A 26,778-nucleotide genomic window follows, 5' to 3' on the forward strand; every position below is an offset into this window, starting at 1 on the left:
GATGGTTTCGATCGCACAGATCGGAGCCCAACTCGACTCGGTCCTGCAACGCGACGCCAACGCCTCTGTCGTGGCGATTCGAGCGTCGACAAAAGGGACGTGGCCGGAATTCCTGCAACGGGCCGGCCGGCGTTACAACGTACGCTGGTGCGAAAGCCGGCTCGCGTTGCGCGAGGCGTTGACGGACCTCGAAACCGCCGGTGCAGGCACGGACGGCCTCATCCTGATGACGCCGCTACGGGACACTGACGTTCCAGACGATGTGGCTTCGCGGCTGGCTCGCGCGCGCATTTTTCAGCCAAGAGGATGGGAGATCCTGCGCGGAATGTTCGGGGCGAAGGAAACGGATGCCCGTCTGGGCCGCTATGACTGGATGCCCGACATGCTGATCGACAGCGCAGACGGCAAGCCATTCACGCCGGTACCGGGAGACTTTCTGGATCTGGAGACCGCATGGCGGGAAGTATTTCGCCTTTGCCTCGGTCTCGATGCTACACAATCCGATGCCGCCGCACTGATGCGCTGGGCGCAACGCCCCGACTTGACGGTGCTGCTGGACAAGCTGGCGCCCAAGGCCCGTCGCGACATCCTCCAGCGGATGAGCAGCCACGCGGGGCCTGCTGGCTTGTTGATCGTGCGCTGTATCGAAGCAGGACGGGGATTCGATGCCGCGTCGCTTGGTCTCGTTTGCGAAGTCGTATTCAGTGCTGACAGCGAAGGTATATCCGAGCTTGCACAAGCCGCCGTTCGCATGGAGCGGTATGTCACCGACCAGCATATTACGGTGGCAGAGGGCAGGGAATGGGCCAAGCAGGCCACGCGCCTGCTTGAACATACGTCACCTGAAGATGCAATGGCGACGCTCGAACGCGCCGACGCGATCATGCGGGAACTGCGCGTAGCGAACTTTGCATACCGGAGTGACTGGCTGCCAGGCGGCTTCGAGCAACGCCTCGCACAGTTCGCCGAGGTATTGAGCAAGCATGTCTCGACGCCGACCGATGTACATGCGGCTCAACTGGAGGACGCGGCCAACGCCGTGACCGACCATCATCTCGCGCCTCAGCAACCGCTACGTGTCGAACGGGTCCGCATGGCCCGGCGGCTGGCGCGTTGGCTGCTGCGTGCGCCATCGGCTGGCGCGAATCTCGCGCAGCACATCGCAACCTATGCAGACGACGGTGCATTCGTCGACTGGGCTCGCTTCAAGTTGTTGGGAGGCGATGAATTGCCGGAGTTGTCTGAGGCCTACGCGTCGTTGCGGCTTGAGGTTTCCCAGCGCCGGGACCAGTTGAACAGTAGGTTCGCCACGACACTCGCGACCAGCCTCCGCGAATCGGCGCCTGCCGGCGAGCGTGTACTCCCGGTTGAGTCTGTATTGCAAGAGCTGGTAGGGCGACTCGCATCGTCGTACCCCGTGTTACTGCTCGTTGTTGACGGGCTCAGCGTGTCGATCTTCCGCGAGCTGTTCGAGCGGCCGGAACGCCACGGATGGGTTGAGCTTGCGCCCGAGGCCGGCGGCAAGCCACTGCTCGGACTGGCGGCGTTCCCGACGGTCACCACGGTGAGCCGCACGAGTCTGCTTTGCGGTCGAATCGCCGTTGGGGCCGCAAGTAACGAAAAGTCCGCATTTCGCACCTATCCAGCGCTGTTGTCTCATGGCGGCGGGAGACATGCACCGAAACTGTTTCACAAGGGGGACCTGAGCACGGGTGGCAATCTTGCCGCCGACGTGCGCGAGGCGCTTGCTGATGCATCGCAAAAGGTGGTTGGCGTGGTCTACAACGCGGTCGACGACCATCTGAGCGGGCCCGACCAACTGCACCAGAGATGGAGCCTGGAAGAACTCCGGCTACTGTTGCCGCTGTTGCGTGAGGCACGGGATTCACGGCGCATCGTGATCGTCACTGCAGATCACGGGCACGTGCTCGACGAAAACAGCAGCCAGATTGCTGGCGGAATCAATGACCGTTGGCGAGCCGGTTCGAAGACCGCGGATGCTCGCGAAATCATGCTGTCTGGCGATCGCGTCCTGACGCCGGAGGGGAGCAATGAGGCGATTTGCATCTGGAGTGAATCTGCCCGCTACACCGGCCGCAAGAATGGCTATCACGGTGGAGCGTCGCTTGCTGAAGCCATCGTGCCAATGAGTGTCTTCGCGCCATTCGGCGTCAATGTCGGCGGCTGGATGCCTGCTCCGCCGCCGCAGCCCGTATGGTGGGACCTGCCGGAGCCGACATTCACGCCGGCAGCGCAACCCGCCCCCGTCGCGAAGACACCGGCCAAACGGGCTCCGGCTGCGCCAGCTGCGCAGGTCGGATTGTTTGGCGACGAAAATCTGCCGGTGGTGCAACGCAAATCTGCACTGGAAGTGTCTGATTGGGTCACTGTGGTCCTGACCTCAGCGCTCTACGCTTCACAGCGTCAGCTCGCTGCGCGCGTTGCGATACCGGACGAGCAGATGCGCAAGCTCCTCCACTCGCTCGACGAGCGAGGCGGCAAGCTGACCCGTGCAGCTCTGGCGCAGCGACTGGGTCTCCCCGAGCTACGGCTGGGCGGCATGTTAAGCGCCGCACGCAGAATGCTGAACGTGGATCAGGCTCAGGTGCTAACTGTGGACGACGCATCAGACACGGTGGAAATGAACCGCGCATTGCTGATGCAGCAATTCAGTGCTCCGTCAGAGGGAGACTCGCGATGATTGGTGCGGCCCGAAGGGAAGAGATCATTTCGGCGTTGCGCCGAGGCACAGTTCCGAATGCCGGGCTGGATGCACTGGCGGTGGGGCTCGGAGGGCTGGCTCCCGCGCTGGATGCGGAACTCGACGCAGTGGCGACAGGTCGCGCCGGTTTCAAGGCAATACGCGGCGAATACGGCAGCGGCAAGACTTTTTTTGGACGCTGGTTGCAGGAGCGCGCGCGCGCCCGGGGATTTGCCACGAGCGAAGTCCAGATTAACGAAACCGAGACGCCGTTGCACCGGCTCGAAACCGTCTATCGACGTCTGGTCGAGCGGCTGGGCACGAGCGACACGCCCGGCGGCGCGTTCCGCAGCATTATCGACGGCTGGTTCTTCGCACTCGAGCAGGATGTACTGGCGGACGGCCGGACTGACGCCAGCGACATGGCGGCTCTGCTTGAGCGCACCAATGAGCTGATGGAGGCACGCCTCGCATTGATCAGCCGATCTGCGCCGGCGTTTTCGGCGGTGCTGCGCGCATATCGCAAGGCCCTCTCGGAGGGAAACGTCCAGTTGGCCGATGGCCTGATCAGCTGGCTGGCCGGCCAACCCAATGTCGCCGCTGGCGTCAAGCGAGCCGCTGGCGTCAAGGGAGACCTTGACCACTTCACTGCGACGAATTTCCTCATGGGGCTGCTCACGATCATGCGTGACAGCGGCTTTGCGGGACTGCTGCTGGTATTGGACGAAGTGGAAACGCTGCAACGGATGAGGGCGGACACGCGCGAGAAAGGTCTGAATGCTCTTCGACAGTGGATTGATGAGATCGACGCTGGACGCTTTCCGGGGCTTTATCTTGTCATTACCGGCACACCCGCATTTTATGATGGCCCGCAAGGCGTTCAACGTCTCGCGCCACTGGCTCAGCGGCTCCACGTGGACTTCGCGACCGACAGTCAGTTTGACAACCCCCGTGCAGTGCAGATTCGGCTCCAGCCTTTCAGTCATTCGGCGCTGGTCGAGGTGGGCCATCGTGTTCGCGACATATACGCTACAGGACAATCCAACGAGATGCGATTGCGTCGGCTGGCGGATGACGCTTACGTGGACACGCTTGCCTCGGCTGTGGCCGGCGGCCTTGGCGGAAAGGTGGGTGTCGCACCGCGCCTCTTCCTCAAAAAGCTCGTTGGCGACGTATTGGATCGTGTGGACCTGTACGAAAACTTCGACCCTCGTCAAAACTATAAGCTGACCCTTGCCGACACCGAGATGACCGTGAATGAACGGGCTGCCTCCGGCGCGAACTCGATTGACGACATCGAGCTGCCATGACGGCATTCGAGCGCCTGCACCCAGCTGTCCAGTACCATGTTGTGAATTCTCTGGGCTGGAGCACGCTACGGCCCACGCAACTCCAGGCGATCGATCCGGTCCACTCAGGCCGCCACTGCCTTCTGCTTGCCCCCACCGCCGGCGGCAAGACTGAAGCGGCAATCATCCCGGTTTTATCGCGGATGACGGCCGAAGCGTGGCGTGGGCTCAGTGTCCTGTATGTCTGCCCGATCAAGGCGCTGCTCAATAATCTCGAGCCGCGGCTCGCCCGATACGCCAGTCTGCTCGGCCGCACCGTGGAGGTGTGGCACGGCGATGTCGCTGACAGTCGAAAACGCCGCCTACTCCGGGAGCCGCCAGATATCCTATTGACTACGCCCGAGTCGCTCGAAGGCATGCTGATCTCGCCGAGGCTGGAGCGGCAGTCGTGGTTTGGCAACGTGCAAACGGTCATCGCCGACGAGCTGCATGCGATTGCCGCAGACGACCGCGGTTGGCATTTGCGATCGGTGCTCGCACGAATCGACAAGTACACGCCGCAGCCGATCCAGCGAATAGGCCTGTCGGCCACCGTGAGCAACCCGGAAGACATACTCGCGTGGTTCGCTCCTACCGGTGACAGGTCGGTTGTCGGGTCTTCAACGGTGTCGACCGATGCGGACGTGACCATTGACGCGGTGGGCAATCTGGAAAACGCTGCAATGGTCGTCTCGCGCATGTACCGTGGCGAAAAGCGCCTTGTGTTCTGCGACTCCCGGTCGAGTGCGGAAAAGCTCGGGGCGTCGTTGAACCGGCTTGGCGTGCGCACTTTCGTCAGTCACGCGTCGCTCAGTGCCAGCGAACGACGACATGCCGAGGCGGCGTTCGCTGAAGAGCGCGATTGCGTCATCGTGGCGACGTCGACGCTTGAACTAGGCATCGACGTAGGCGACCTGGACCGAGTGATCCAGATCGATTCGCCGGCCTCAGTTGGATCTTTTTTGCAACGAATGGGCCGCAGCGGTCGCCGGGCGGGGACTCGTCGCAGTTGCCTGTTCCTGACAACCAGTGAGCAAGGTCTTCTGACTGCGCTCGGTGTCTGTCAGCTGTGGTCAATGGGATGGGTGGAGGCGGCCATCCCACCGCCCGAACCGTGGAATGTGGTCGCTCAGCAGATGCTTCTGCTCACGCTGGAGCTTGGTCAGGTGCCAATGCGCAGTCTGCGCGACGCGTTGCTTCGCTCATTTCCCGAACTCACCCTCGTCGACATCGAGCGACTAATCGACGGGCTCGCTGCCGGCCAATATCTGTTTGTCGATCCGGACGATGTTGTGCAGATTGGCCCCGCCGCGGAGCGGGCCTTTGGCGCTGGTCACTACCGTGACCTGATGGCGACCTTCAGTGGCCCCGAACTGCTTTCGGCCCGGCACGGGAGCACGGAACTGGGGTTTCTGGATCCGTCTGTGTTTGCCGCTCAGGAGGGGCCGCACTTTGTGCTGCTCTCGGGGCGCAGCTGGAAGGTCAAGGAGATTGACTGGAAAAAGCGCGTTGTCTGGCTGGAACCAGCCAAAGAAGGAGGCAAGGCTCGCTGGACGGGAGGAGGGCGCGAATTCGGTGCGGAGCTCGCGCAGGCGATCCGTGTGGTGCTGGAAAATGGCGGGATCGACCACGCGACGCTTTCAAAGCGTGCGACGGCTGCGCTCGATGACCTCCGCAATGCTACGCCCGCCACTGCAGGTACTGTGCAAACGCTTGCGGCTGCCCGCTTCAAGTTATGGACTTTCGCCGGCACCGTGGCCAATCGCACGCGGATGTTGCGCGAGGCCGCGCGAGGCGCATATCGGTTCGACGGTCTTTCAATCGACTTTCGCAGGGACCCCCGCATCAAGCCGGAAGCATCGTCTTTGGAGTGCATTGACGACAATGCGCTAATAGAACTCGCGAAGTTGATCAAATTTAATGAGATGCTGCCGCATGAGCTGGCACTACGGATAGCCAGGCGGCGCAGGCTTGTCACGATGCCCGATGACTCACTACCGGTAGGTGAATAGAGGCCCATCGCACCCTCTCGCGAAGAAAATTTGCGCGTCTATACCAGTAAATGCGCATTTGTCAAGGTGTCCTTATTGACTGGCGCGCCAGCCATTGATAACGTGATCATCCCCAGCGTTCGACGGTCCGCATGAATCCGCAACCCCTTCCAGATTACTTTCCACGACGTTCCCAGCAGGGTGGGGGAACGGATGCAAGTTCAAAGTCCTCGCTGTGCGGGATGGCAGCAAGTACCGCGCACACCGTAGCCACGACGAGATGTACGCACATGCTCTGCGACGTACTATACGAACAACTCGCGGCGCATACATCTCGAAAATGATTGAGATCACTTGCTGCTTGCCGCCGGCGGCCGAGCGCTGAGTTGCTCGCGAGTCGTCAAAAAAAGTTCCCAGAGGAATATGCGATTTCTCTGGCGCCGAGATAATTTGGTCCATCGGACCTACGCAGCAGAGCCGCTGTCAGACGCCGTGGCCGGCGACAAATTTCGCGAACCATATCGAACATCTTGGGCCGCGGCCCGGGCAACAATCGTGTTGAATCAGAAAAAGCGCGCAGAGCTCGCGCTGGATCCGCCCACACCGACGCTCTTCGTCGACTACGAAGGCACTTTACATCGAGGGCACTCGCAATGGGATAACGAAATAGTTATCTCAATTCGGGTTGTTAGTTGATAGGAAATTAAAATGAATTTGCTGATTGGCAATGTGATTTCGGATGTGCCCCCGCCAACGCCCTCTAAAAAGAGCGCAATATGCCGCACTCCAGACGAGTTGCTTAAACATCGAGCCAATTATGGAAATGCAACCTATGCGGTCACTATTCTCGAAGAAACAGGCGACGAAACGTGGTATTTTTCAAACGACCTGCAAGAGGCTGTGGCCATCGGCTTACGGTGGCACGACCGCAACTGTGCTTTGCAACAATATCCTCTCGAGCAGGATGGCCAGATTGTATATGGGTATAGAGTTCAAGGAAGTTGCGATTCGTGGGACATCGAGGAGATGTTAGACCATTGTGGATTATTTGAATCGGCTGGCGCCGACATAAATGAAGGGGCGACTCCTGAAATCATGGCTCGGGTTCGCATCGAATTGTTCAAATTTTTGTCTGTGCATTCCCCATCCTTCCTCATGCTTGACTTTTCTCAACCAGATGGGGCATCAACATTCTTGCAAGATTGGGCAGATGAGCTTGAGTGAGAGTGTAGTTACATTTACGTGCTCGGCGCGGTAAGGACGATGAACTGGAATAACCGTCTGACTGGTTCTCCTAGGACACGAGCAGTCCAGTTTCGCCATCGTGGATACTAAGGCGACACTGCGGCCCCGATCCGAGAGGGTATCGGTTATATCTTCGAGATGCACGGGCGACGGTAAGAGTGCGCGAAGCGCAAGAGTAGCCGGGGTGGCGGCTGTGCGCGATTTGCCCGATGCGAAGTTGCACGTGCTCTACACCGGGCATTTCGCGCTGGAATACAAGCTCGTCGGACCGCTGTTGCTCAATTTCCTCGATCGGAAGACAGTTTGAGGTCGATGACCGATTCTGCGGCGGAGTGTCAGGACACCGCTTCCGGCTGAACCGCCATAACGAAGTCTTGTTTGAACGACCGGATGGACCCGAAGTCCCAGAAACCGACCAGTTCACCTTGGACTTCAGCGACGACGCGAGGATAGCTGCCGTCTCCCACGATACAGCAACCGCCCACCTCGATTCGCGGCGCATCGGACAAGTTCCTGCTCCAGAACCGGCCAAACTCGTTGGTGAGCCGAATCCATCTGTCCGCGCGTGCGGCGTCCAAAGGATTGGGACGAAGCGTCGCCGCGGTGTAGCGCCTGAGTTCGTCGCTTGCGTCGTCGTCGTCGGCAACAGGGGGCGCGAGGGCGAGGAACATCGCCTTTGCGCGCAACTGTTCGTTCTGACCGTTCGGGTCGAACGCGTCTACTGACGATTCCGGAACCTTGTCGCCGATATTCCATGCCAGCCACAACAGCAACACACGAAGCTGAATCGCTTCCTCGGTTTCTGCGTGGGTGTCATCCGTCAGCGTGTCGATGAGCCGCATTCTGGAATTGAACAAACACCGCACGGATTCGTCTAGCAAGCGACGGCGATCGGCCTCGGGAACGAGGAACTCGCGCGCCATTCGCCAACGGGGCAAGCGCTCGATACGCACCAGCTCTTTCAGGAGCGAAAGTACGGCGATGAGTTGAACGAGCGCGCGTGTCTTGGTGTCGGGTTGGTCGGCCTTCGTCAGCTTGAGGAGCATCCGGTTAATGAGGTTCGTCACTTTTCTGGCGACCCGCCGAGCGATCTCGGCGTCTCGAAGGGCCTCAGCCTGAGCGTCGACGTACGGCGTGTCGTCCAATTGCTCCGGGTCGTCGTCCTGATTGACCTGTTCTTCCTCGGTTCGGCCTGAGCTGTCAACAGGCACGGTCGCCTGCGTCTGTAGCTCTTCGCCGATTTTGCGGGTCAGCAGGTCGATCAGCGTGACAATATCGGCGGATTCGACCAGACGGCGGCGTTTCCCGGCCTTACGAAGCTCGCTGACGCTGATTTCGAACGTGTCGGGGCGGCCGCCACTCGCTGTGTCGGCTTGCGCCGATCCACGCCGCGATCGCACTTCGTTTTGCACGTCTTCTTCGGCGGCTGGTTCGAAGATCGCATCTTCGACCGCCTTGAGCATCTCCGAAATCGTCTCACCGGACGGGTCCAATGCACCGAGCGCATCACGAACTTGACGATGCGACGATTGCGTCGCCGCCGTCAGCAAATGCGGGTGCGCGATCATCGCCCTTGCCACGCGCTCGTTACCCAGGAACAAGTCGCACGCGCGGGCCAGCTTCATGTCGACCGACACGGGCACGCTCAGAACGGCTCCCGTCCGAGTGACGGCGATATTCGCTTGGATTACGTCCAGACTGTCGCTCAACAGACTGGCACTGCCAAGCTCGATGGCCGGGCAAGGCGTCGCGATTCGCAGTTCGTTGGGGCTTGCCGCCACACCTATCCAGAAGCGCTCGGCGGACTCGGTCGCGCGTATTTCGGCGACACTTCGTGCAGCCGTGGCCTCGAGCTCGCTGGCCGAAAGCGCTGGCAGCGCGAACATGCCGCACAAACCCAGCGCTACCGCCGTGGCCTGCGCGTCGGGGCCCATGCGCATCACCACGGCTTCGACATTCGCGCTGTTTCGATTGCCCATCCACGCGGGACGGCTGGGGTTGGCGCTTCCGGAGATGAGTGCGTTCCCATCGTCATGCGTCTGCTCGATGTAAAGCGCCTTCGCGTGCAGGTACTTGTCGCCGCGATTGCCAGCGGTCGTCCAGAGAAGTCTCGCGTCCACGAAACGCGCCTGCACTTCACGCATGCTTGGCAAATGCACGGTTTCCGGATCGATCGCGACGACCACGTCGGCCTGCGGCCAGCGTTCGTGCAGATGTGCGACGAAAGCCAGGTCGCTATCAAAGAACGCGCCGGTTACTCCGATCCTGCGAACTTCGCCTTTAACGCGCGCGCCGACCTGCTCGATGAGCGAGGCTCCTCCCGGGCGTTGATGTAACGCGACGGTCGTCGTTGCCGCGCCCGGCGACGACAGCGGCGCCACGCTTTTGGAGAAGGAAAGCACAGCTTCGATCAAGGAGGGCGGCACAAGCTCGCGTCCGAGTTCGATCCATTCGCGCACCATTTGCCACACCGAGTCCAGCAACGCGGTGCCGTCCAGATCCTTACGGTCGGTCACGTGTACCCAGTTCGTGATCTCCCGGTTGTAGCCAAAGCCCGACAGCGTCAGATTGTGGCTGCCGACGAGAACCGCCGCCTTCTTTTTGCCGGCCAGAATGCAGACCTTCGGATGGAACGCCCCGGTCACGCTTACCGGCACGAGCGAATACGCCGTGCCTGCAAGCCTCGGTCGGGTCGCTTCGGATTGCCAGCTCAAACTGCATTGCGCGTGATCCATCAAGACGATGTTCTGCTGGCAGCCGGCCGCAACCAGACGACGCAGCACGACCTCCTCGTAGAAGGGCAGACTCGCGTTGAACGTGGTGATCAGCGATGCGTCGAAGCCGCCTTGCTTGATGACATTCAAAAGGGAAATCGAATCAGGCACTGACGGCCTCCATCAACTGCTTGCCTTCCGCGCTCAACGACGTCTGTTTGTCGTCATTGCGCACGATCGCGCCTATGTCCATCAAAATCTGGAACGCCTGACGAAAGCGCGGCGTGGTATTGGACGGCGCGGGTATGTTTCCATCCGTCAGTTGCAAACCGCGCTCGGAAGGGCGGAAGCGAAACGTCGCCGAACTCGTGCGATGAAGTTTGCGCAGCGACACGCGCAAATGCGTATTCATGCACCACGAAACGACGTCGTAGACTACGTCACCCGGTGGCATCTCGCGCCACGCCGCGGCTTTGCGCCGGAACGTGTAGAGATTGATGGGGTAATCCTGTAGCGCTTGTGGTGTGATCGCGAGCCCCTCATAGGGCACGCGATTCAAATCGTCGCGAATGGCGAGGATCGCGAGCACCCGCATGGCCGACGCAAGCAACGCAGCGTCGCTTGCGCGCCCCCAGGACGACACCATGTTTTGAGCCAGCGGCATCTCGTGACCCTCCGCGGACCACTCGCCCAGCGCTGGCAATGCCGATTCGATGTTTGAGAGCCACGCTCCAAACGTCGCACAGCCCGTGTCGGCAATGAAGCCGGCCACGTGGTCCGATTCCTCGAATTCCTTCGCGAAAGCCTCGACCGTGTCGCACACGTAGCGCTCGCCCGCGGTCTGCGGGGACAACTTGTTCAAGGCGAGCGCGAAGATCGTCTGAACCGCGACCGATAGCAGATCGTTGCGGACGTAGACGGCCCAGTTCTCACGCGTGGACGCTAGATCGGCCGGGATGTTCCAGCCCGTCGCGCCAGGCAGCGCGTTGCCATACACGGCGGCGCGGAATACGTTTTCGGAAAACTCGATACCGGGCGGCAGATTGTCGATGAGACGCTGGATCAGTGCCAACGAACGCTTGCGCTGAGTGCCTTCTTCGCCGTACTCGCGCTGCCGGTCGAAATAGATGTCGGTAAGCTGCTCGCGCTCGCGCGATCCCGCGTTTCGAAGATGACACGGGCAAAAGGCATGGAGCTGCCGGAGGCAGGCGTCAGCGACCTCACCACGCTCGAGGATGTTCCAGAAAAGGTCTGCCGGCACCGACGCATCGAACGCTTCGGCAATTGGCTTGCCGACTTTCCTTGGTGAATCGAAACCACGGCTTTCTGCCGCCGTCCAGCATGCGCAAGTCGGCGAGCGTTCCCGCGTAATACTGCGAAAGTCCACCCATGCGATTCATGAAGTAACGGTCTTCGGAGTCGTTGGCGGTGAACCTGACGAGCTTCAGTGTCTCACCGTCGAGCGCTCGTTGAACCGCGCTGACCAGCTTCTGTCGACCGACCATCGCTGCGCCGTGGCGCTCGCTGATCTTGTCGGTGCATTGCGCGTGGTGTTCGGCGATCAGCGTGAACAGGCAGTCGGCCCGCCGAAAACGTTCGACGAACGATGTCTCGTCCTCGTCATTCGGAAAGCGTTGAGCGAGCGACCATATGAGCCACGGATAGAAGGAGTAATAGCGCGCCCGGTCAGTAACGTTCGTGATACCCGGCAATAGCTGGCCGTAAATAAGGACGCACGGCGCCTGTGCGCCGAGGTGATCCAATCCGCCGATGGAGTACGGAGGTTCAATCCACGCGGTGTCGACTTTCAATTCTCTCTCGCTTGGTGGCCATTTTTTATTTGGGGGGCGCAATGGCGTGGCATGCACAGCGGCTCGATTCTGTTTGCGTAATCGTCGAGTCGCCGGATTCTTCTACGCTATCGGCAGACCTTGTGAATTCTAAAGGACGGATGGGCGCACACGAAGCTGCGGGTTGAGCGTTACGAGACTCGGCGTCTCGGACGGAGGATGTCTGTATTTAGCTCGCGGGGAGGCGGGCGCCACGATCTAAACGATCATGCTTCTAAAGAGCGTTATGCGTCGCGATGGTGAGTAACCACGATGGGCACATCTCCTGCTCCGTTCTGTCCCGGGGCAGACTTGGCGAAGCATCGCTGTGCGCGGACCAGGTCCCGATTGTAAGACCTAGGCCTCGCGACAAGTATCTTGCCGCTCGTCTGACCGAGATCTGGCCCTGCTACGAGCTTGCGCTAAAGGGAAGTCGGAAATTGCAAGGCTGGCGCCACGCTTACGTTTCATCTGGCGTATCGCGAGCTGCACCATGTGCATGAGCAGGCGTCGCCGGTACTGGCGCGGCGCCTGCGGTGGGCAGTAATCGGCCAGAAGGCGACCTTCGTTTTCTGCGTCGCCATGACGTTCAGGCGGCAGTTCCAAATCGCAAGCGGTCGTTGAAATGCGAGATTCAGCATCGTGTCATCGATATTTTGCAAACACTGGCACGGGATGCGCTCGACGTCAGGAGTTTGGCGGTTGACGATCAAGAGGTGACAATACGTGATATAGGCGTGCTCAGTGGTCCGCCGGCTTGACTGGCCCCAGATCGAAAAGACGGCAGTGTTTTCGGATAACTCCAGCTAGAAGGCATAAGGACCGTTCGTTAGATTCGGCGTTTCGGTGGCCGGGCAAGCTCATGAAGTTTGAGCAAACGATCTTGGTTAGAAATTTCTTTCGAGAGTGAAATCAGTTCGGCTGTCCTAATCCTTAGCTCATTAAGGTGGATGTCGGCGGAAGTAGCACCCGTGACCATGATGCATCCCGGTTGGTAGTCCAATCCAGCGTGCTTATCAAGTCTGACCCAATTGAACACTGGATTGTGTACAACGTCGTTGCGGAATTGGGCCAGCCTTCTGGCATTTATTAAGGCATCGATCAGAGGATGAGCTTGCTCGGAAAACTGTCTTCTCAGAAAGCCGATCGCCTTGTCCACCCTCTTTGAAAAAGTGAGGTTTTTTATTTCTTCAAGTTCCATGAAGCACACGCAGATCAGAAATAACTGCGCCTCCAAGTGCGCAAATGTGTAAATGAACTTTCCGAGGCTGTTCTTCCAAAGCCTTTCTGGCATACCTTTCTTCATGACTAATTCTTTTAGGATGGCACAGGGGGTGATTGTTTACAGCCCAACTTGGCCCATATCCAGATGGTGAGTTATTGTGCCACGGGTGCGGGATGATGACGGCTGTGCTTCGGAACTTGACGCTCGGCACGTGGTTCGCTAACCGGCCGATAACGGTCGAACTGAGCCGGACGCTGTCGGACTCAGCACGGCCACGAACAGACATACGCCTGCCTCGAAATGTCGACGTCTGGGCGGCCGTTTCGCCTTCGGAGCGGCCTTCTGCGAAGTCGTAGAGCCCTTGGGATGCTCGCTATGGTGGCGCCACGATGGACAGGGTGTCGAATGTGATCAACTCACATACGGGCCTGAATTGGGGGAAAGTTATCACGCGTCAGCACTCCCATGCCGCATCTATGCTTTGTGCCGCCACGCCTTCTCCGCTCGGTCTTGTTCCCAAGGCACCGACGGCCGTTGAGATATGACATTTAGAGATAGTCCGTGTTTGAATCCGTCCACGTGCCTAGCGCGTGTTACGAAGTCGGGATCTGTGTCTCCTTTCGAACACCGAGGCATCCATTTGCCCAAGTATGTTCCCAGCGTAATTAGGCGATGCTCCTGAGACAGGGGCGCCTTAGAAGTTGCACTGCCGCTGTAATCCTTCGCATCGACCACGTAGATATTTTTGTGCGTATAGAAGATCGCTACGGCATCGTCAGTGTGGCGCAACATATCTTGCGATTGGTCCTGCAACCGCTTCGCCTCGGACATTGACATCGTAAGTCTGCGGACGTCGCCAAAGCCTCCGATCAATTTGGCTTGAAAGAGCGCTGCTTTCTCCACGGTCCCGTTTGGAGTCACCACGCGCACAAGAAAGCCGCCGTCTGCTCCGGAGTGCCCCTCCTCCGTGTATTTGTTATGTTGCCGATATTTAAGATCAACTCGCAAATCCGATTCTCGGATATGCTGCTTCATTAGCGAATGCCCCAGCGCAGTTGTCATTCCCTCTTCATTTCCGTGGCTCGCAATTTCGCCAAGGACCTGCTCCACAGCGCTATCGATTAGCTTTGCGATTCGCGTTTGCGCTTCCTGATCGATAAGGTATGTCAAGATTTTTCTGCATCACGTTAATGGATTCCGGAAAAACGAGCGAAGACCATCTGCCGTTTAGTCGGTGTTTGCAATCTTCTTTGCTGCGATGTCACCGCCTCTACAGTTTCAACTCCTCCAATTGATTTCCAAAGGGCTTCCATGGCAACGGCGATTTCACTGACATCGGTACTCATCAACAAGCGCGTGGATTCGGTACGTATAGTAGCCCGCGGAGAGGCGAAGGCGAAAGCCCGCTTCAGGGAGACGGGCCGGCTTCAGCGAGAACCTTCCGAGGTGGATCTGCCGTATCTCAGTCCGCAGTGCCCGCATACCGCCGGCGTTCGCGCTCCAGCTTCTCGAACGCCTCGTTGTGCCGCCGTAGATAACCCGCGCGGAGCTCAGATGGCGGTACCAGAAGATTTCCGATGGGACCGAGATTTCGTTTGTCGTGACCGTTCAGGAACGAGGAGTACATCACTTCGCCGTCTGGCCGGAAAGAAATCAGGTATCGGTCGAACAGTGCGTCGACGTTGGCAGACAACAGTAGCCCGTTATTGGGATCGCGCCGCTCATCATGGTTCGCCGTTCGCCACGGCACGATATGGGAGGCTCGAAGCACCGGCGCGACGGTCAATCCGGTCACGGCGCACGTGGTGCCGAATTCCTGCTCGAGGTCGGTCCTAAATTTGCCTTGGCCCAGCCGGACAGCCACTTCAGCGAGGCGCTCTGTCGGGGACTTCGATTCGTCCTGCAGGATCGAGCGTACGTCGTTCTCGAGTTGTTGCTCGCCAACGTCGTCCGTATGCCCGAAAAAAGTCTCGTCAATGGTCCGGGCCCAGTCACGCATTAAGCCGAGCGCCGTCGTCTTGTCGCGCACCCAAAGGTACGACCCACTGCCGTCGCCATGGACTTCGAGCATCCCCGGATCACAATGATGCTCGCGGGCAAAAACGTTCTTGTCGAAGCCTACTGGAGCCTTTGCAACCGATCGGCGCGTCGGATGTGGAAACCGGTTAAGGCAGGCAAAATCGTTTTCCCAAAGGTCTTCTCTCATCTGCCCGACGTAAATGCCACGCCAGGTGATTCGGACCGTCATCGACTTGCCATATGTCTTTCTGGGTGTTGGCTCTACTTCGAAGCCTTCCGCTCTGAGTGCAGCAATGACGTCTTTCGCGAACTCGTTGGGTTCTTTGCCCGAGTAATCCAACCAATCTGACATAAGGCGCGTGCGGTGATTCGAGATCCCGCAGTATATGCAGGGATTGTTTCACTATGCAAACTCGGGTCGATGGAGGGATGTTAGCCGTGCGTCCAGTCGTGATCGAGACTCCATGAAAGAAACCGTGCAGACGCGAGGGTTCGAGTGAGACAGTGTGTGCTTCCTAACCTCCACTGCGTCCTCCTGGTTGGACATTTCGCATTGGCAAAGTTTGAACCGGTCAATCTTTTTGGAGTGGGGCTTGGGTCCTGCGAGATAAGCAACCTAAGGTGTCGCTCCGGCACGTCGGGCGGTTTGCTACCGTCGCCTTCACGAGGGTAATTGGGTAGGATCGTCGCTTTCATTCAATCCAGAGACGCCTACATGGCCAATCAGCATTACCCCACCGACGGCGGGACGCCGGTCCAGACCCTGACCTTCCACTACGAGGTCGGCGGCGCCATCTACTTCTACCTGTATCCGCAGCCGGACGCAAAGCGCGAGCGCGTCGCCACAGTGGACATTACCTATGAGATGCCCGGTTGGCCGACCGTGATCGAACTGGACAAGGGCAGTCCCCATTCGCTAATCGAGGCGGGCGTGCTTGCCTACAACCAAGCGCAGACCGAAGGGCAGACCAACAAGAAGGGCAAGATCACGCAAGCCTGGATCGACGGGTGCGAGTTCCTGACGCCCGAGGATCTGAAGGACATCGTGGGCAACGCCTTCCCGGTACTGATGAAGTAAGTCTGTGGCAATTTCGACTTTCCGGTGACAGCCCGGTAGCATCAACGATTTAAAGGAGATTTGAATGATTCGAACAACATATCCGGGAGGCACCAAAGAGTTGCATCAGCCCATCATCTTCATCTACGTGCAGGGCCACGCGCGGCACGCGATGCTGCACCCGCACCAGCAGCAGGCGAACCAGACCATCACGGACGTGACCATCGAGTACGAGCGCCACGGCGAGGTCAGCTCCTCGCTGGTGGTCAACGGGCCGACACCGGTCATCGCGAGCGCGGCGCTGGAAGCCGTCAAGTTCGCCGAGCAGGAAGCCCTGTCCTCCAACACCAGGATCCTGCGGATCTTCCTGCCGACTGTACAGTTCTTGGACGTGCCCGACATGGCAGGTCTTGTCAGCTACAAATACCCGGTGATCAGGTAAGCGCGATTCGCCAGAAGAAGAGAGCCGGCGCGAGCCGGCCTTTCTCTTGCGCGCAGCAAAGAGCGTCCCCGCACGGACGGACTGCCTTTCTCCTGGGGACATCGGGCAGGGACGGGCCACTATGCGCCGCACACTCATTCAACGGGCCGCCTACTGACAGCTACCCAGTTCATGAATGACGGTTTGTGCAAAGACACCGGACGATGGCAGTCCGCCCGCTGGCCGGCGCCTTCGGGTCGGGAGTGCGCGTTGACGACCGGCCGCTTTCGGGAAGCGAAATACCAATGACCGCTTTGCGGCGATGAGTTCGAAGCGCGGATGGACTCAGCCCGACCCACTGCGGTCAGACGATCCTCTCCAAAGCAGTCAGTCGAATCAGGGATTTGCGAACCGGAGCACCTTAAAGCGGCCGTTGGCGACCTCACCCAATCGGCCAGAAGCCGTCGATCAACGCATTGTGTTGATTGACCGCCTTAAGACTGGTTGCGGATGGTTCCCTATCGTCTCCGAATGACCGTTTGTTCTGGGGAAGCCACCAATGGCAGGTGGACCTCGTCGACAGGGAAGACCCATTTGTCGCGGTTCGCTGGCGTGTCTCGATCGAAGACCTTCATGCGAGGGCAGCTTCTCCGTTCGACGCGTCAGGGTGCTTGCTCAACACCTCAATGATTTCGGCGCCCATGCGAACCGCCTCATCCGCCTGTTGCGGAGGCACCGGCTGCGCATGCAACGCTGCATTGCAGATGCTATTCACGTATCTGAATGGCTCTTCGAGGTACGCGTAGTTGTCGTCGGAATTGACAAGTCTCTCGAAGAGCTGGCGCGCGGTCGCGAACTTGATCGGGTCCTTCGTCGCAACCTGTGATGCAGTCAGCCTTGCGCCAACAATCTTCCGTAGGAGCCGCTCGATGTCGATGCGCACCTTGGCGAGCATTAGCGGCGTGTCACCATTCTGCGACGCACGGACCGCGTTTTCGTAGCTCTCGACAGTCGATCGATCATTCGCATCGAGCTTCTCGGCGATCTTCGCTTGAGCGTCGCGAAGCTTCTCGGGATCAAAGGAACCGTAGATATTGAGCTGTGTCGACATCCGCTGCGTGTTGAGGTTGGTCGACACGAGGGCCAGGGTGTTCCGTACCTCGGTCTTGAACTCGCGGAGCTGCTCCTTTGCGTCGAATGCTTCCTTCTTGGCTTCCTCGACCTTGCGTTCAAGTTCGATCCATGAGCCGATCTTGATCTTGTCGAAGAATGGCAGGAACAAGAAGAAGAGCGTAAGACCGACGAATAAGGCATCGCCGATAAGCAACTCGGTCCTCGGAGGGAACGCTGCCTTCGCGATGAAGCCAACACCGAAATACAGAGCAACGAGCCACGACAGGACCCACAGTAAACCGCCTTTGGTGATCTTCATAGGGCTCCCTTCACGCCAACGGTAAGGAGCATCTTGAAGCATGTTGCCGTGTGCCCGCCTGGCACCGGAGCCACGATCTCTACGATTTCTTTGACTTCTTCTTTGAGGCTCGTCATAGAGGCACTTCCATTTTTTGCGCGGCAGGTATGGTGCGCCTGTCGCGGGTCTTGCGGATCAGTGGTTCGGAGCAGTTAGGCCTTGGGCCGGAGCGCGTCGATGAATTCAGCGCGCCCATCCTTCTTGAACATCCAGAATTTCCAGCCGTTGGTTGACGCCGCTGTATTGGTCGCGCCGCAATCCTTCTTCGCCTTAAACGCAGAAGGAGAGACTTCGTAGGCCTTTCCCTTGTATTCGATGCCGCTGCGGGTCACCTTAGCGGTCAGGTGCTTGCCATTGTAGTCGGCGAAGAGTTCCAGCCCGATGGGCAACTCGAACCCGCGGGAGGTCTTGAAAGTTCCTTGTTCAGCGAGTGGAGGGATGGGTGCTGCCTTTGGCGTTGCGTTTGGGTATGCCTTGTCGTGCTCGTCGAGAACGCGTTTCACGATACCTTCGAGGCCCTCGACGGCGGGAAGGGCCGACTTTTCCTGCAGGCGGCGAATCGTGTCAAGGCTCAGCTGTACGGTGACGATTTCCATGAGGTGCTCCACAGTTACTATAGAGTGGACTGTAAAGTAACTTTTCAGAATCTGCAAGAGGCTAAGCACGGGCGGAAGCCCGGTCTGGTTCCTCAGCCTCTTCGTCCGCGTCGTCCGGGCTCATTTGCACGGGTCGTGCCGCAATCACAGCCACCAGGCCTGCGGGCACTAAAGATCGCGTGGTTCACCGACCGAGGCGCCAACGCTGCGGAGAAGCGAGGCGGACCTAGGGAAACGCTGATTAATGAACTGTCGGATCGGCTTGCAGATCAAGACGCGTCAAATTTTCTGGATAACGAATCGAATCGACGCTCATTTCGGTGAATCTGGCTCGCAAACGAGCCCCTCTTCTCTCATTTTTCATACGCATGACGGATTGCTCCCATGAACCGATCGCAACAGATTTCGCGCAGTCACCAGATTCGCCAGAGCGAACAAGCTGAACAGTTGCGCCGTGTTCTTGGCCAAGCCCTTGTATCGGGTTTTGCGATGGTGAAACAGGTTCTTGACGATATGGAACGGATGCTCAACGCGCGAACGGATTTGCGCCTTGGTTCGCTCAAGCGCAGTCACCAGGTCCTTCAGCGGCCCGTCCTGCATCGCCTTGATCTTTCCGCGCTTGGCAGCGACGTGCCAATTTACTGCCTTGCCTTTCATTTCATCACGCTTGTCTACACCAATGTAGCCTGCGTCGGCGAACGCTTCCTCTTCATGGCCGTGCAGCAGCAAATGGGCTTGCGACACATCCGACACGTTGGCCGCCGTGCCAACCACACTGTGGACCAAGCCCGAATCGGCGTCCACGCCAACGTGGGCTTTCATCCCAAAGTGCCATTCGTTTCCCTTCTTCGTTTGATGCATCTCCGGGTCACGGCTCTTCCCGGCGTTCTTGGTCGACGGTGGCGCTTCGATGATCGTCGCATCAACCAGCGTGCCTTCCTTCATCATCAGTCCACGCTCACACAGCGAGATACCGATCTCGTCGAACAGCTTCCGTGTCAGTTCGTGCTCGATCAACAGGCGCCGGAATTTCAGCAGCGTGGTCGCATCCGGAACGTTCTCGACTGCCAGATCGATGCCGGCGAAGGCGCGCAGCGCAATGCTGTCATACAGCGCGTCTTCCAGCCCTTCGTCCGACAGCCCGTACCACTGTTGCAGGAAATAGATCCGCAGCATTCGCTCCAGGCCAATCGGCGGACGGCCTCGCGTGCCCTTCGGGTAATCCGGTTCGATTGCAGACAGCAAACGCTGCCACGGCACAATCTGCTCCATCTCCGCCAGGAAGCGTTGGCGCCTCGTCACGCGCTTCTTGCCTGCAATTTCCGCTTCCGCGAAGCCGATCTGCCTCTTCATCCTCGTGAGTCCGTTCTGTGAGCTGCCTTCTATAACGCCTTCGGCTACGTGAGCGATGACCGCCGAGCTCCATTAATCAGCGTTTCCCTAGTGCTCAATTAACACGAACGTCCGAAACACGGCCGTGACCCGAAGTTCGCCAGTCGGTGCCGGCGACGCTACCGCTGCCAAGTGGTCATTCGACTTAGCGCATTGAATGGCGGCTCCGGGTTGTACTGAGCCGGACATGGGGGCCCAGGATCGGCGACTATCGGCCGCCGCGTAGCTGCGCAAAAACTGCCAGATGCTATTGACGTGAGAGAATCCCAGTACGCACCATCCTCTAAGCTCAACATGCCATCTCAGTGCCCGTTTTGTGAACTGCCGGTTGAAAGGATCGTGGACCATAACGAGGCGGGGTCCGCGGTGCGCGACGCGTACCCTGTGTCACCGGGGCATACTCTGATTGTGTCCAGCCGGCACGTGAGTTCCTTGTTTGAATTGTCGACGTCGGAGCGCGAACAGCTTTTCTCTCTAATTGACCGCGCAAAAGGCCTACTGGACAGGGAATATCGGCCTGATGCGTACAACATTGGCATTAATGATGGTGTTGCCGCGGGCCAGACAGTGCCCCACCTTCACATTCACCTGATACCTCGTTTCAAGGGCGACCTCCCAGACCCGCGTGGCGGCGTGCGATGGGTCATCCCTGAAAAGGCTGACTACTGGAGCAAGCGACGTTGAGCGGGGCTGCTCCTCCGCCATCCGCCGAAGCGCAGTTGTCATTCCTAGCCAAGCTGCAACGGCTCTTTGCCGAAGGCGACTTTACTGCGACCTACAAGTTCGCGCTGCTCATCTCGCTCGCCGACCTCGCTGTCGAGGGCGGACCGGATGAAGGCGCGGAGCTGACCCTGACCAATCGGCAGATTGCGGATCGCTTTATTCAACTTTACTGGCGGCACTCCACTCCCTATGGAACTGGTCGCACGGATACGCAGCCTGGAGTGCTCGTTCAGAATCTCGGGGACCAAGCAGCGGTGTTGACTGCTATCTGCCAGTACCGGGCGTCGACGCCCGGAATTACCATCCAGCAGGCTCGTACGGACCCAGGCTATGCCGCATTGCTGACTAAGGTGGCTGCCGTTGTCTCCGCACAGCCATTGAACTATCTGCAAAACTTCGGCGGAGTCACCGACACGTTCCTTTACGAGCGGTCAGGCCACGGTGGGATCGTGCTGAAACCCGGCGTTGCCTACTGCCTTCGGCGCTTTTATACGCTGGTACAACAGCTTTCTCGCACGCATTGGGTGGATCACATCAAGAGTAACCGGCGGAACCACTCGATCCTCGGCGACGCTGGTGATCTGGAAGACTTTCTGTTTTCAGCTTCGCGACAGTCTCTGGCCATCGTCGGTGCGGAGCTGCGCAAGCTCGACGGTCACCGGTGCTTCTACTGTGGGGGCAACCTTGCCGGCGCAGACGTCGATCATTTTGTCCCGTTCTCGCTTTATCCGAGGGACCATGCGCACAATCTCGTGCTTGCACATCCCGCATGCAATCGAAGTAAGTCCGACACACTCGCGGCGAAGTCTCACCTTGAAAAGTGGCTTAAAAGGCTGACCACTAAATCTGATGATCTCAGCGAAATCGGGGCTTTGGCGGGCATGGCCAACGATAGGGTCACGGCAAATCGAGTCGCAGCCTGGGGAGCTAAGCTCGATTCTGGTGTACGGGGAGTTGACGCGGGAGATTGAAGGCGGTGGAGGTTTTAGCTGAGAATCTGATTGTCGAAGTCGGAACCCAGCAAACAACAAACCATCCACCATGAAGAAGTTTACGGAAAAAGCGGTTGTAGGTCTATCGGAAGTCGGTCTGGGACTGGACGAGTTGGTGCGTCATGGAGCGCGGCAGGTGATCCAGCAGGCGATCGAAGCGGAGCTCGCGTCGCTGCTGGAGCGGTTCGAGAACGTCAAGACCCTGCATGGGCAGCGCGCCGTGGTGCGCAACGGCTATTTGCCGGAGCGCGAGGTGTTGACGGCGGCCGGCCCGATTGCCGTGAAGGTGCCGAAGGTTCGCGATCGCTCAGGATCAGGTGTGAAGTTCAATTCGTCGATTGTGCCGCCGTATGTGAGGAAGTCGCCGCGCGTGAGTGCCGCGCTGCCATGGCTTTATCTGAAAGGCATCTCCACGGGCGACATGAGCGAAGCGCTGAGCGTGTTGCTCGGTGACGACGCCAAAGGCCTGTCGGCCAATGTGGTGAGCCGTCTGAAGGCGCAGTGGGCCGACGAGCATGCGAGCTGGAGCCGACGCGATCTGTCGAAATCGCGCTACGTATATTGGTGGGTCGACGGCATTCACACCGGGCTGCGCAGCGAGAACTCGGACGGTCAATGTCTGCTGGTGATCATCGGCGTGAGGCCGGATGGACGCAAGGAGCGTGTGGCGATCGGTGACGGGTATCGCGAGTCGAAGGCGTCATGGCAGGAGTTGCTGCTCGACCTGAAATCGAGAGGCCTGCAGGCTGGGCCGCTGCTTGCCGTCGGCGATGGCGCGATGGGCTTCTGGGCCGCACTGGAGGAAGTGTTTCCTGCAACGCGCGGCCAGCGCTGCTGGTTCCACAAGATGGGCAACGTCCTGAACATGCTGCCGAAGTCGCAGCAAGGCAGAGCTAAGGCAGATCTGCAGGCGATCTGGATGGCCGCCACGCGCGCCGACGCGTATGCCGCGTTTGATCGTTTCGTGACGGTCTACGCGGCGAAATATCCGAAGGCAACGGCAACGTTGAAGAAGGACCGGGAAAGCCTGCTGGCGTTTTACGACTTCCCGGCTGAGCACTGGCAGCATTTGCGGACCACGAATGCGATTGAGTCGACGTTCGCGACGGTGCGACACCGTACGACGCGCACGCGCAACTGTGTGTCGCGACCAACCTTCCTTGGTCTGGCATTCAAGCTGATCGAGGAAGCCGAGAAAACCTGGCGCCGCGTCAACGGGCCCGAAAAGATCAAGCTGTTGCTGGAAGGCATTGCCTTCAGGGATGGCGAACCGGTGAAAGACGATCAACCGGTTCAGCAGAAACTCGCCGCCTGAAGTCCCTGCTCATCAAATTGCCTATACACCAGTCTTGACGCTAGCTCCAGCCTGGGGCTATACGGCCGCTAATACCGCAGGAGGTCGAGCTTGGCTGTCCGCCACGAGCTACGAGCCGGTAACTCAGGACTATCTTGTCCTTTTGAACGCCTAGTTATTTAGGATCGGGTAGCGAAAACAGGGGCTGCGGGCTCTTTATCCTGGAAAGTGAGGGGGACGCGGCTGGCGACGAATGAGCCATGAAGAGACTTTCGGACACGCACCGGCGCTCGGACATTCCGACATCGGACGCTTCGTACTGCTATCTCGCGTGGTATGTACGTTAGTAAGCCATTTCGCAATAAGGCAGAGGGCGTTCTCCGTCGGCAATTCCAATGGATGAATCGAGAAGCAGGAAGTGGTCAGTCAGCTCTCTCTCCCGGCTCGCGTCCGAATTGCTCTGCACCGAACACGGCGTCGTCAATTGCCAGCCAATGCTTCCGCCGTCTTCCGTATATGTAGCTGCAGATGACATGGGTACGCTCTGTGCCGTCGAGCAAGTAGCTACGTTGGGGCTTGATGTGGCTGGTCGTGCCAACGACGCGCGGCTGCAGTTCAGGCGGCAGGTAAGGATGACGCGCTCCGCCGGTAACCTGCCGCATAGGGCGCGAGCAACTCAACGAGCAGGGGCGCGAATTCGAGAAGTGTGCGGCCAGTGTCGAGCGTTACCCGATCCTGTTCGTCGATATAGGCATGGCCAACGTGCAGGGTTCCATCGAAGTCGACGAAGAGCGTCGGCGTAGTGTTGTCCATGACCAATGGGGCGGGCGAAAGCTGCTTCCGCCGGGGCGAGCGCCGATCCATTACTTCGTACCAGTCGACGGAATGGCCCGCAGCCTCAAGAGCTTGACCAGCGTCATCTCGCTTCATAACAAGAACTTCCAGTCCGAACCCCATGAGCACCTTAAATAGCGCCTCAGTCCCGACGGACGCTCCATCTTCGATGCGGCTCAACTCGGCGACGTCTCCGTAAGAAAGTCAGTTTCTCCGCATCAGCTCGCGACAGTGCAAACGCTTGGCGTGTGACATCCTTCGGGAGGTATGTACAGCTTGCCGACACAGTTCTGGAATCGCTGCGTCATGGCTCCTCTGGCCCCTTTGGTCGGCGATGCGCCGAGGGCGGTCGAGAACATAGCACGCGGGCCAGCCACGAAGTGCGTGATTGCGATGGCTGCTGCTCATATCGGGATCCCATGCACGAGGCGTCCCAAGATAGCTTCCACCAACTCGGCGCCTGCGGCGTCAGTCGCCGCAGCCTCATATGGCGTCTTGCCGCCGAGTTCGGGATGCGGATGGCGCATCCATTCGTCGGCATCGGCCGCATCATCCCAGACATAGGTTGCGAGGCGCAGGAGCCGCCACGCCTGGCTCGAGGTTTCACGCCAGGCTTTCATGTCGTCCACAGGCACACCACTGACCGAAGACGCCAAGGAGCTTCCCAGATCCGTGATTGACCTAGTTTTCTTCGTGCTCTTACCACCTTCGAGAGACAATCCGCTTTTTTCAACGAACTCGTTGGCGGCCTCGATAAATGCACGAAGGGAATCGAAGTAGGCAGCATCGACGGCGGACGTGGGCGATGACGCGGCTCCGGCCACCACCGAGCCGCGCAGATCGGAGAGGTCGTCGGTCAGGTCGCGGTGTGTGATCCGGATCCACTCGCCCAGGGTGGCCTTCAGGCAGTGCTGGCACAGGTCGAGTCGCAGTTCAGCGCGATCGCCGAACGTCGAGTAGGCCCCCCCACGCCAGGCGAGCGAAAGCTTCTCATGCCATTCGCCATCTGCGTCCCTAGGGGTCATCCGGCGACCACAGCGGTCGCAGGTGCAGGCGGATGCCTCACGGACAGTCGTTTCACGATATTCGAGCATCTCTATCTGCCTCTAGCCGCGCGTCCGCGCAGGTTAGCCCACTCAATCCACGGGCCTCCGGCCAAGAGGGCGGCCACGGCGACGCGCACCCGTGTGCGCTCGATCTTCATGGTTCCTCTGACGCATCCTCGTCAGTCTTCTGCGGCAATCGCCGTAGGCGCTCAAGACTGCCCTCGTGCCGGGCCGTGGACTATGAGTTGTCGTGTTTCCAGTCCGCGGGTACTAGGCCGACCTGTCGGGTTGTGACCGTGGGCAGCCGCAGCAGGACGGTGCCGGCACGCGACCACACGCCCTCGATCATCGTGACATCGGCTTTAACACCATCGAGCTCAAGATAGACAACGTCATCGGCGTCCGGTAATTCTTCGTACAGACGCCAGCCCGGAAGCTTGCCTTCCGGGTCCTGATTACGGATCGTGGCCTTCGTGCCGGTGCTCATCTCCTTGCCCGGAGCCAGAGCGCAAAGCCCGTGAGGCCGAACCCTGTGGCGACCACGATGCCAAGTGCGTAGAAGATTCCAGTTTCCAAGCCCATTTCAGTCTCCACCTTCGTGTTCGGAACAGCGAGTCCTGACCCAGTTGGTTTGAATCAGCTTACCGCGATTTCCACATATTTCACAAAGTCGGGCGCTCATGGTTTCGGCGAGTTCGATCATGCCGATCTGTTCCTCGCTCGGTGCGCTGACATAGAAGCGCAGCCCGCCGAATTTTTCCTTCACCTGACTGGCAACGACCTGAGGTCCGCCGTTCTTCGTCGCTTGCTGCAGGTTCCAGCACAGCGCGTCGATAAGGTCATACCAGCCATCCCCGCATTCGAAACCCCAAGCTGCAAAGGACGACAGCAGTGCCGGCGCGTCGGGATCATCCGCGGCCGTGATGTCAAAGATCAGCGGGTAGTCGGCGCGCAGCTTGGCATCCAGTTCAGGACTCAATTGTTTTCTCCTTTTGTCGTTTCACCCATGCGCGCTAGCCGTATCAGGTAGGCATCGGAATCGGCCAGCGCATTGTGTACGCGATTATGTGCTTCATGCAGTCGCGTCCGGTCGCTTGGTCTTTCGTGCCGAAGCCACGCCCCAAAAGATGGCGGGGGAGGGAGATGGCGCAGAGCGCCATCTGGCGGGCGCGCGCCATCTGGCGTATGTTAGCGACACGCGGCGCAATGGGAGTCTGAAATGAACCAAACCCGAGAGGCCAAGGAGCTGCGCGGGCCGTTCGCCGGCCTGCTAATCGCGATCAAGTTGACGATTGCAGCGCATGGCGAGTTGCGTCCCGAGGAACCGTTCGCTGAAGCCATCTCGAAACTTGCGGACATAGCTCCACTGCAGACGCACGACATTGTAATCAAGGGGCTTCCGGTCGCACTGCTCCGCGACGTCACGGCAACCTACCAGATCGTCCGTCGTAGGGAGGTGCTCCAGACCGTCGGTGTGAGCGAGCGAACGCTGCAACGTGGCAAGAACTCTGACCTGACGCTCGATAGCAACGCAAGTGACCGGCTCATCCGGCTCGCAGCGGCGACCGAGCACGCAATCGACGTTTTTGGTTCTCAGCGCGCGGCAGAACGGTGGCTCGTCAGCCCGGCCCTCGGACTCGCTGGCAGAAGGCCGCTGGACCTGCTTCAAACCTCAGAAGGTGCCAAACTCGTCAAGTCGTTTCTGACGCGCATCGACTACGGGGTCTACTGTTGACGGAACACTTGGGCAGGGCGAGGGGAAACCCAGAATATTGTTGCGCGTGGCCGCACTCGGAAGGTGTCCGTATACGGACACTCGCCGTGTAGGCGCCAACACGAATGGTGAGCGGAGAAGTTGAAGTCGAACGTTCGATGGACTGTGCGCGGCGCGTTTGGGGAA

The 26,778-nt window shown here is 59.2% G+C and carries 25 protein-coding genes; 11 read left to right on the forward strand and 14 right to left on the reverse strand.

What is annotated here, in order from left to right; translation table 11 throughout:
• Position 1 precedes the first annotated feature (1 nt).
• From pglZ to OKW29_RS36505, 5 genes are all read left to right on the forward strand, one after another.
• Positions 2–2,701 (forward strand): BREX-2 system phosphatase PglZ, encoded by a 2,700-nt coding sequence (gene pglZ, locus OKW29_RS36485; protein ID WP_429294340.1) that lies wholly within the window; start codon positions 2–4, stop codon positions 2,699–2,701.
• Complete coding sequence (gene brxD / locus OKW29_RS36490) at positions 2,698–4,011, forward strand: BREX system ATP-binding protein BrxD (RefSeq protein WP_429294341.1); 1,314 nt, start codon at positions 2,698–2,700, stop codon at positions 4,009–4,011. Before pglZ ends, brxD begins: the two co-directional genes overlap by 4 nt.
• A complete protein-coding gene (locus OKW29_RS36495) occupies positions 4,008–6,041 on the forward strand; it encodes a DEAD/DEAH box helicase (protein ID WP_429294342.1) in 2,034 nt (677 codons plus the stop codon). Before brxD ends, OKW29_RS36495 begins: the two co-directional genes overlap by 4 nt.
• 687 nt (positions 6,042–6,728) lie before the next feature.
• Positions 6,729–7,244, forward strand: a complete 516-nt coding sequence (locus tag OKW29_RS36500) for a transposase (RefSeq protein ID WP_429294343.1) — start codon at positions 6,729–6,731, stop codon at positions 7,242–7,244.
• Between the two features lie 205 nt (positions 7,245–7,449).
• Complete coding sequence (locus OKW29_RS36505; protein WP_429294344.1) at positions 7,450–7,572, forward strand: hypothetical protein; 123 nt, start codon at positions 7,450–7,452, stop codon at positions 7,570–7,572.
• Between the two features lie 28 nt (positions 7,573–7,600).
• Here the strand turns inward: OKW29_RS36505 and OKW29_RS36510 are convergent, their stop codons facing one another.
• From OKW29_RS36510 to OKW29_RS36540, 7 genes are all read right to left on the reverse strand, one after another.
• The gene (locus tag OKW29_RS36510) at positions 7,601–10,150 is read right to left on the reverse strand and encodes a hypothetical protein (RefSeq protein WP_429294345.1); all 2,550 of its coding nucleotides are present in this window, start codon (positions 10,148–10,150) and stop codon (positions 7,601–7,603) included.
• Positions 10,143–11,240 (reverse strand): hypothetical protein, encoded by a 1,098-nt coding sequence (locus tag OKW29_RS36515; RefSeq protein WP_429294346.1) that lies wholly within the window; start codon positions 11,238–11,240, stop codon positions 10,143–10,145. The genes OKW29_RS36510 and OKW29_RS36515 overlap by 8 nt, the downstream gene beginning before the upstream one ends.
• Entirely contained in the window at positions 11,200–11,790 is a 591-nt protein-coding gene (locus OKW29_RS36520; protein WP_429294347.1) for a hypothetical protein, read from the reverse strand. The genes OKW29_RS36515 and OKW29_RS36520 overlap by 41 nt, the downstream gene beginning before the upstream one ends.
• Before the next feature lie 847 nt (positions 11,791–12,637).
• A complete protein-coding gene (locus OKW29_RS36525) occupies positions 12,638–13,114 on the reverse strand; it encodes a hypothetical protein (protein ID WP_429294348.1) in 477 nt (158 codons plus the stop codon).
• A 393-nt stretch (positions 13,115–13,507) separates the two neighbouring features.
• A complete protein-coding gene (locus OKW29_RS36530) occupies positions 13,508–14,203 on the reverse strand; it encodes a hypothetical protein (protein ID WP_429294349.1) in 696 nt (231 codons plus the stop codon).
• 17 nt (positions 14,204–14,220) lie between these two features.
• Complete coding sequence (locus tag OKW29_RS36535) at positions 14,221–14,379, reverse strand: hypothetical protein (protein ID WP_429294350.1); 159 nt, start codon at positions 14,377–14,379, stop codon at positions 14,221–14,223.
• A 116-nt stretch (positions 14,380–14,495) separates the two neighbouring features.
• Positions 14,496–15,404 carry an HNH endonuclease gene (locus OKW29_RS36540; RefSeq protein WP_429294351.1) on the reverse strand — a complete coding sequence of 303 codons (909 nt, stop codon included), beginning with the start codon at positions 15,402–15,404 and terminating at the stop codon, positions 14,496–14,498.
• A 363-nt stretch (positions 15,405–15,767) separates the two neighbouring features.
• On the opposite strand from OKW29_RS36540, the gene OKW29_RS36545 reads away from it, so the two are divergent.
• Complete coding sequence (locus OKW29_RS36545) at positions 15,768–16,130, forward strand: hypothetical protein (RefSeq protein WP_429294352.1); 363 nt, start codon at positions 15,768–15,770, stop codon at positions 16,128–16,130.
• Between the two features lie 64 nt (positions 16,131–16,194).
• Positions 16,195–16,551, forward strand: a complete 357-nt coding sequence (locus OKW29_RS36550) for a hypothetical protein (RefSeq protein ID WP_429294353.1) — start codon at positions 16,195–16,197, stop codon at positions 16,549–16,551.
• A gap of 610 nt (positions 16,552–17,161) precedes the next feature.
• On the opposite strand, the gene OKW29_RS36555 is transcribed toward OKW29_RS36550, so the two are convergent.
• The 3 genes from OKW29_RS36555 to OKW29_RS36565 form a co-directional block, all read right to left on the reverse strand.
• The gene (locus OKW29_RS36555) at positions 17,162–17,962 is read right to left on the reverse strand and encodes a hypothetical protein (protein WP_429294354.1); all 801 of its coding nucleotides are present in this window, start codon (positions 17,960–17,962) and stop codon (positions 17,162–17,164) included.
• 191 nt (positions 17,963–18,153) lie between these two features.
• On the reverse strand, positions 18,154–18,597 hold the full coding sequence (locus OKW29_RS36560) for a hypothetical protein (protein ID WP_429294355.1): 444 nt from the start codon (positions 18,595–18,597) through the stop codon (positions 18,154–18,156).
• 360 nt (positions 18,598–18,957) lie between these two features.
• Positions 18,958–19,950 carry an IS5 family transposase gene (locus tag OKW29_RS36565; protein ID WP_429294356.1) on the reverse strand — a complete coding sequence of 331 codons (993 nt, stop codon included), beginning with the start codon at positions 19,948–19,950 and terminating at the stop codon, positions 18,958–18,960.
• 333 nt (positions 19,951–20,283) lie between these two features.
• Here OKW29_RS36565 and OKW29_RS36570 point away from each other — a divergent pair, with 333 nt between their 5' ends.
• The 3 genes from OKW29_RS36570 to OKW29_RS36580 all read left to right on the forward strand — a co-directional run bounded on the left by OKW29_RS36570 (position 20,284) and on the right by OKW29_RS36580 (position 23,019).
• Positions 20,284–20,673 carry an HIT family protein gene (locus OKW29_RS36570; RefSeq protein WP_429295000.1) on the forward strand — a complete coding sequence of 130 codons (390 nt, stop codon included), beginning with the start codon at positions 20,284–20,286 and terminating at the stop codon, positions 20,671–20,673.
• Complete coding sequence (locus OKW29_RS36575; RefSeq protein ID WP_429294357.1) at positions 20,670–21,683, forward strand: HNH endonuclease; 1,014 nt, start codon at positions 20,670–20,672, stop codon at positions 21,681–21,683. The genes OKW29_RS36570 and OKW29_RS36575 overlap by 4 nt, the downstream gene beginning before the upstream one ends.
• Positions 21,684–21,753: 70 nt before the next feature.
• A complete protein-coding gene (locus tag OKW29_RS36580) occupies positions 21,754–23,019 on the forward strand; it encodes an IS256 family transposase (protein ID WP_429294358.1) in 1,266 nt (421 codons plus the stop codon).
• A gap of 594 nt (positions 23,020–23,613) precedes the next feature.
• Here the strand turns inward: OKW29_RS36580 and OKW29_RS36585 are convergent.
• The 4 genes from OKW29_RS36585 to OKW29_RS36600 form a co-directional block, all read right to left on the reverse strand.
• Complete coding sequence (locus OKW29_RS36585) at positions 23,614–24,012, reverse strand: hypothetical protein (RefSeq protein ID WP_429294359.1); 399 nt, start codon at positions 24,010–24,012, stop codon at positions 23,614–23,616.
• A 224-nt stretch (positions 24,013–24,236) separates the two neighbouring features.
• Positions 24,237–24,926: an antitoxin Xre/MbcA/ParS toxin-binding domain-containing protein gene (locus tag OKW29_RS36590; protein WP_429294360.1), complete on the reverse strand. Its 690-nt coding sequence runs from the start codon at positions 24,924–24,926 to the stop codon at positions 24,237–24,239.
• Positions 24,927–25,116: 190 nt separating this feature from the next.
• A complete protein-coding gene (locus tag OKW29_RS36595) occupies positions 25,117–25,365 on the reverse strand; it encodes a hypothetical protein (RefSeq protein ID WP_429294361.1) in 249 nt (82 codons plus the stop codon).
• Between the two features lie 96 nt (positions 25,366–25,461).
• Positions 25,462–25,857 (reverse strand): hypothetical protein, encoded by a 396-nt coding sequence (locus OKW29_RS36600; protein ID WP_429294362.1) that lies wholly within the window; start codon positions 25,855–25,857, stop codon positions 25,462–25,464.
• 240 nt (positions 25,858–26,097) lie between these two features.
• Here OKW29_RS36600 and parS point away from each other — a divergent pair, with 240 nt between their 5' ends.
• Complete coding sequence (gene parS / locus OKW29_RS36605) at positions 26,098–26,613, forward strand: type II RES/Xre toxin-antitoxin system antitoxin (RefSeq protein WP_429294363.1); 516 nt, start codon at positions 26,098–26,100, stop codon at positions 26,611–26,613.
• Positions 26,614–26,778: the final 165 nt, after the last annotated feature.

The sequence above is a fragment of the Paraburkholderia sp. CI3 genome, from assembly GCF_050436505.1.
GTDB classification, from domain to species: Bacteria; Pseudomonadota; Gammaproteobacteria; order Burkholderiales; family Burkholderiaceae; genus Paraburkholderia; species Paraburkholderia tuberum.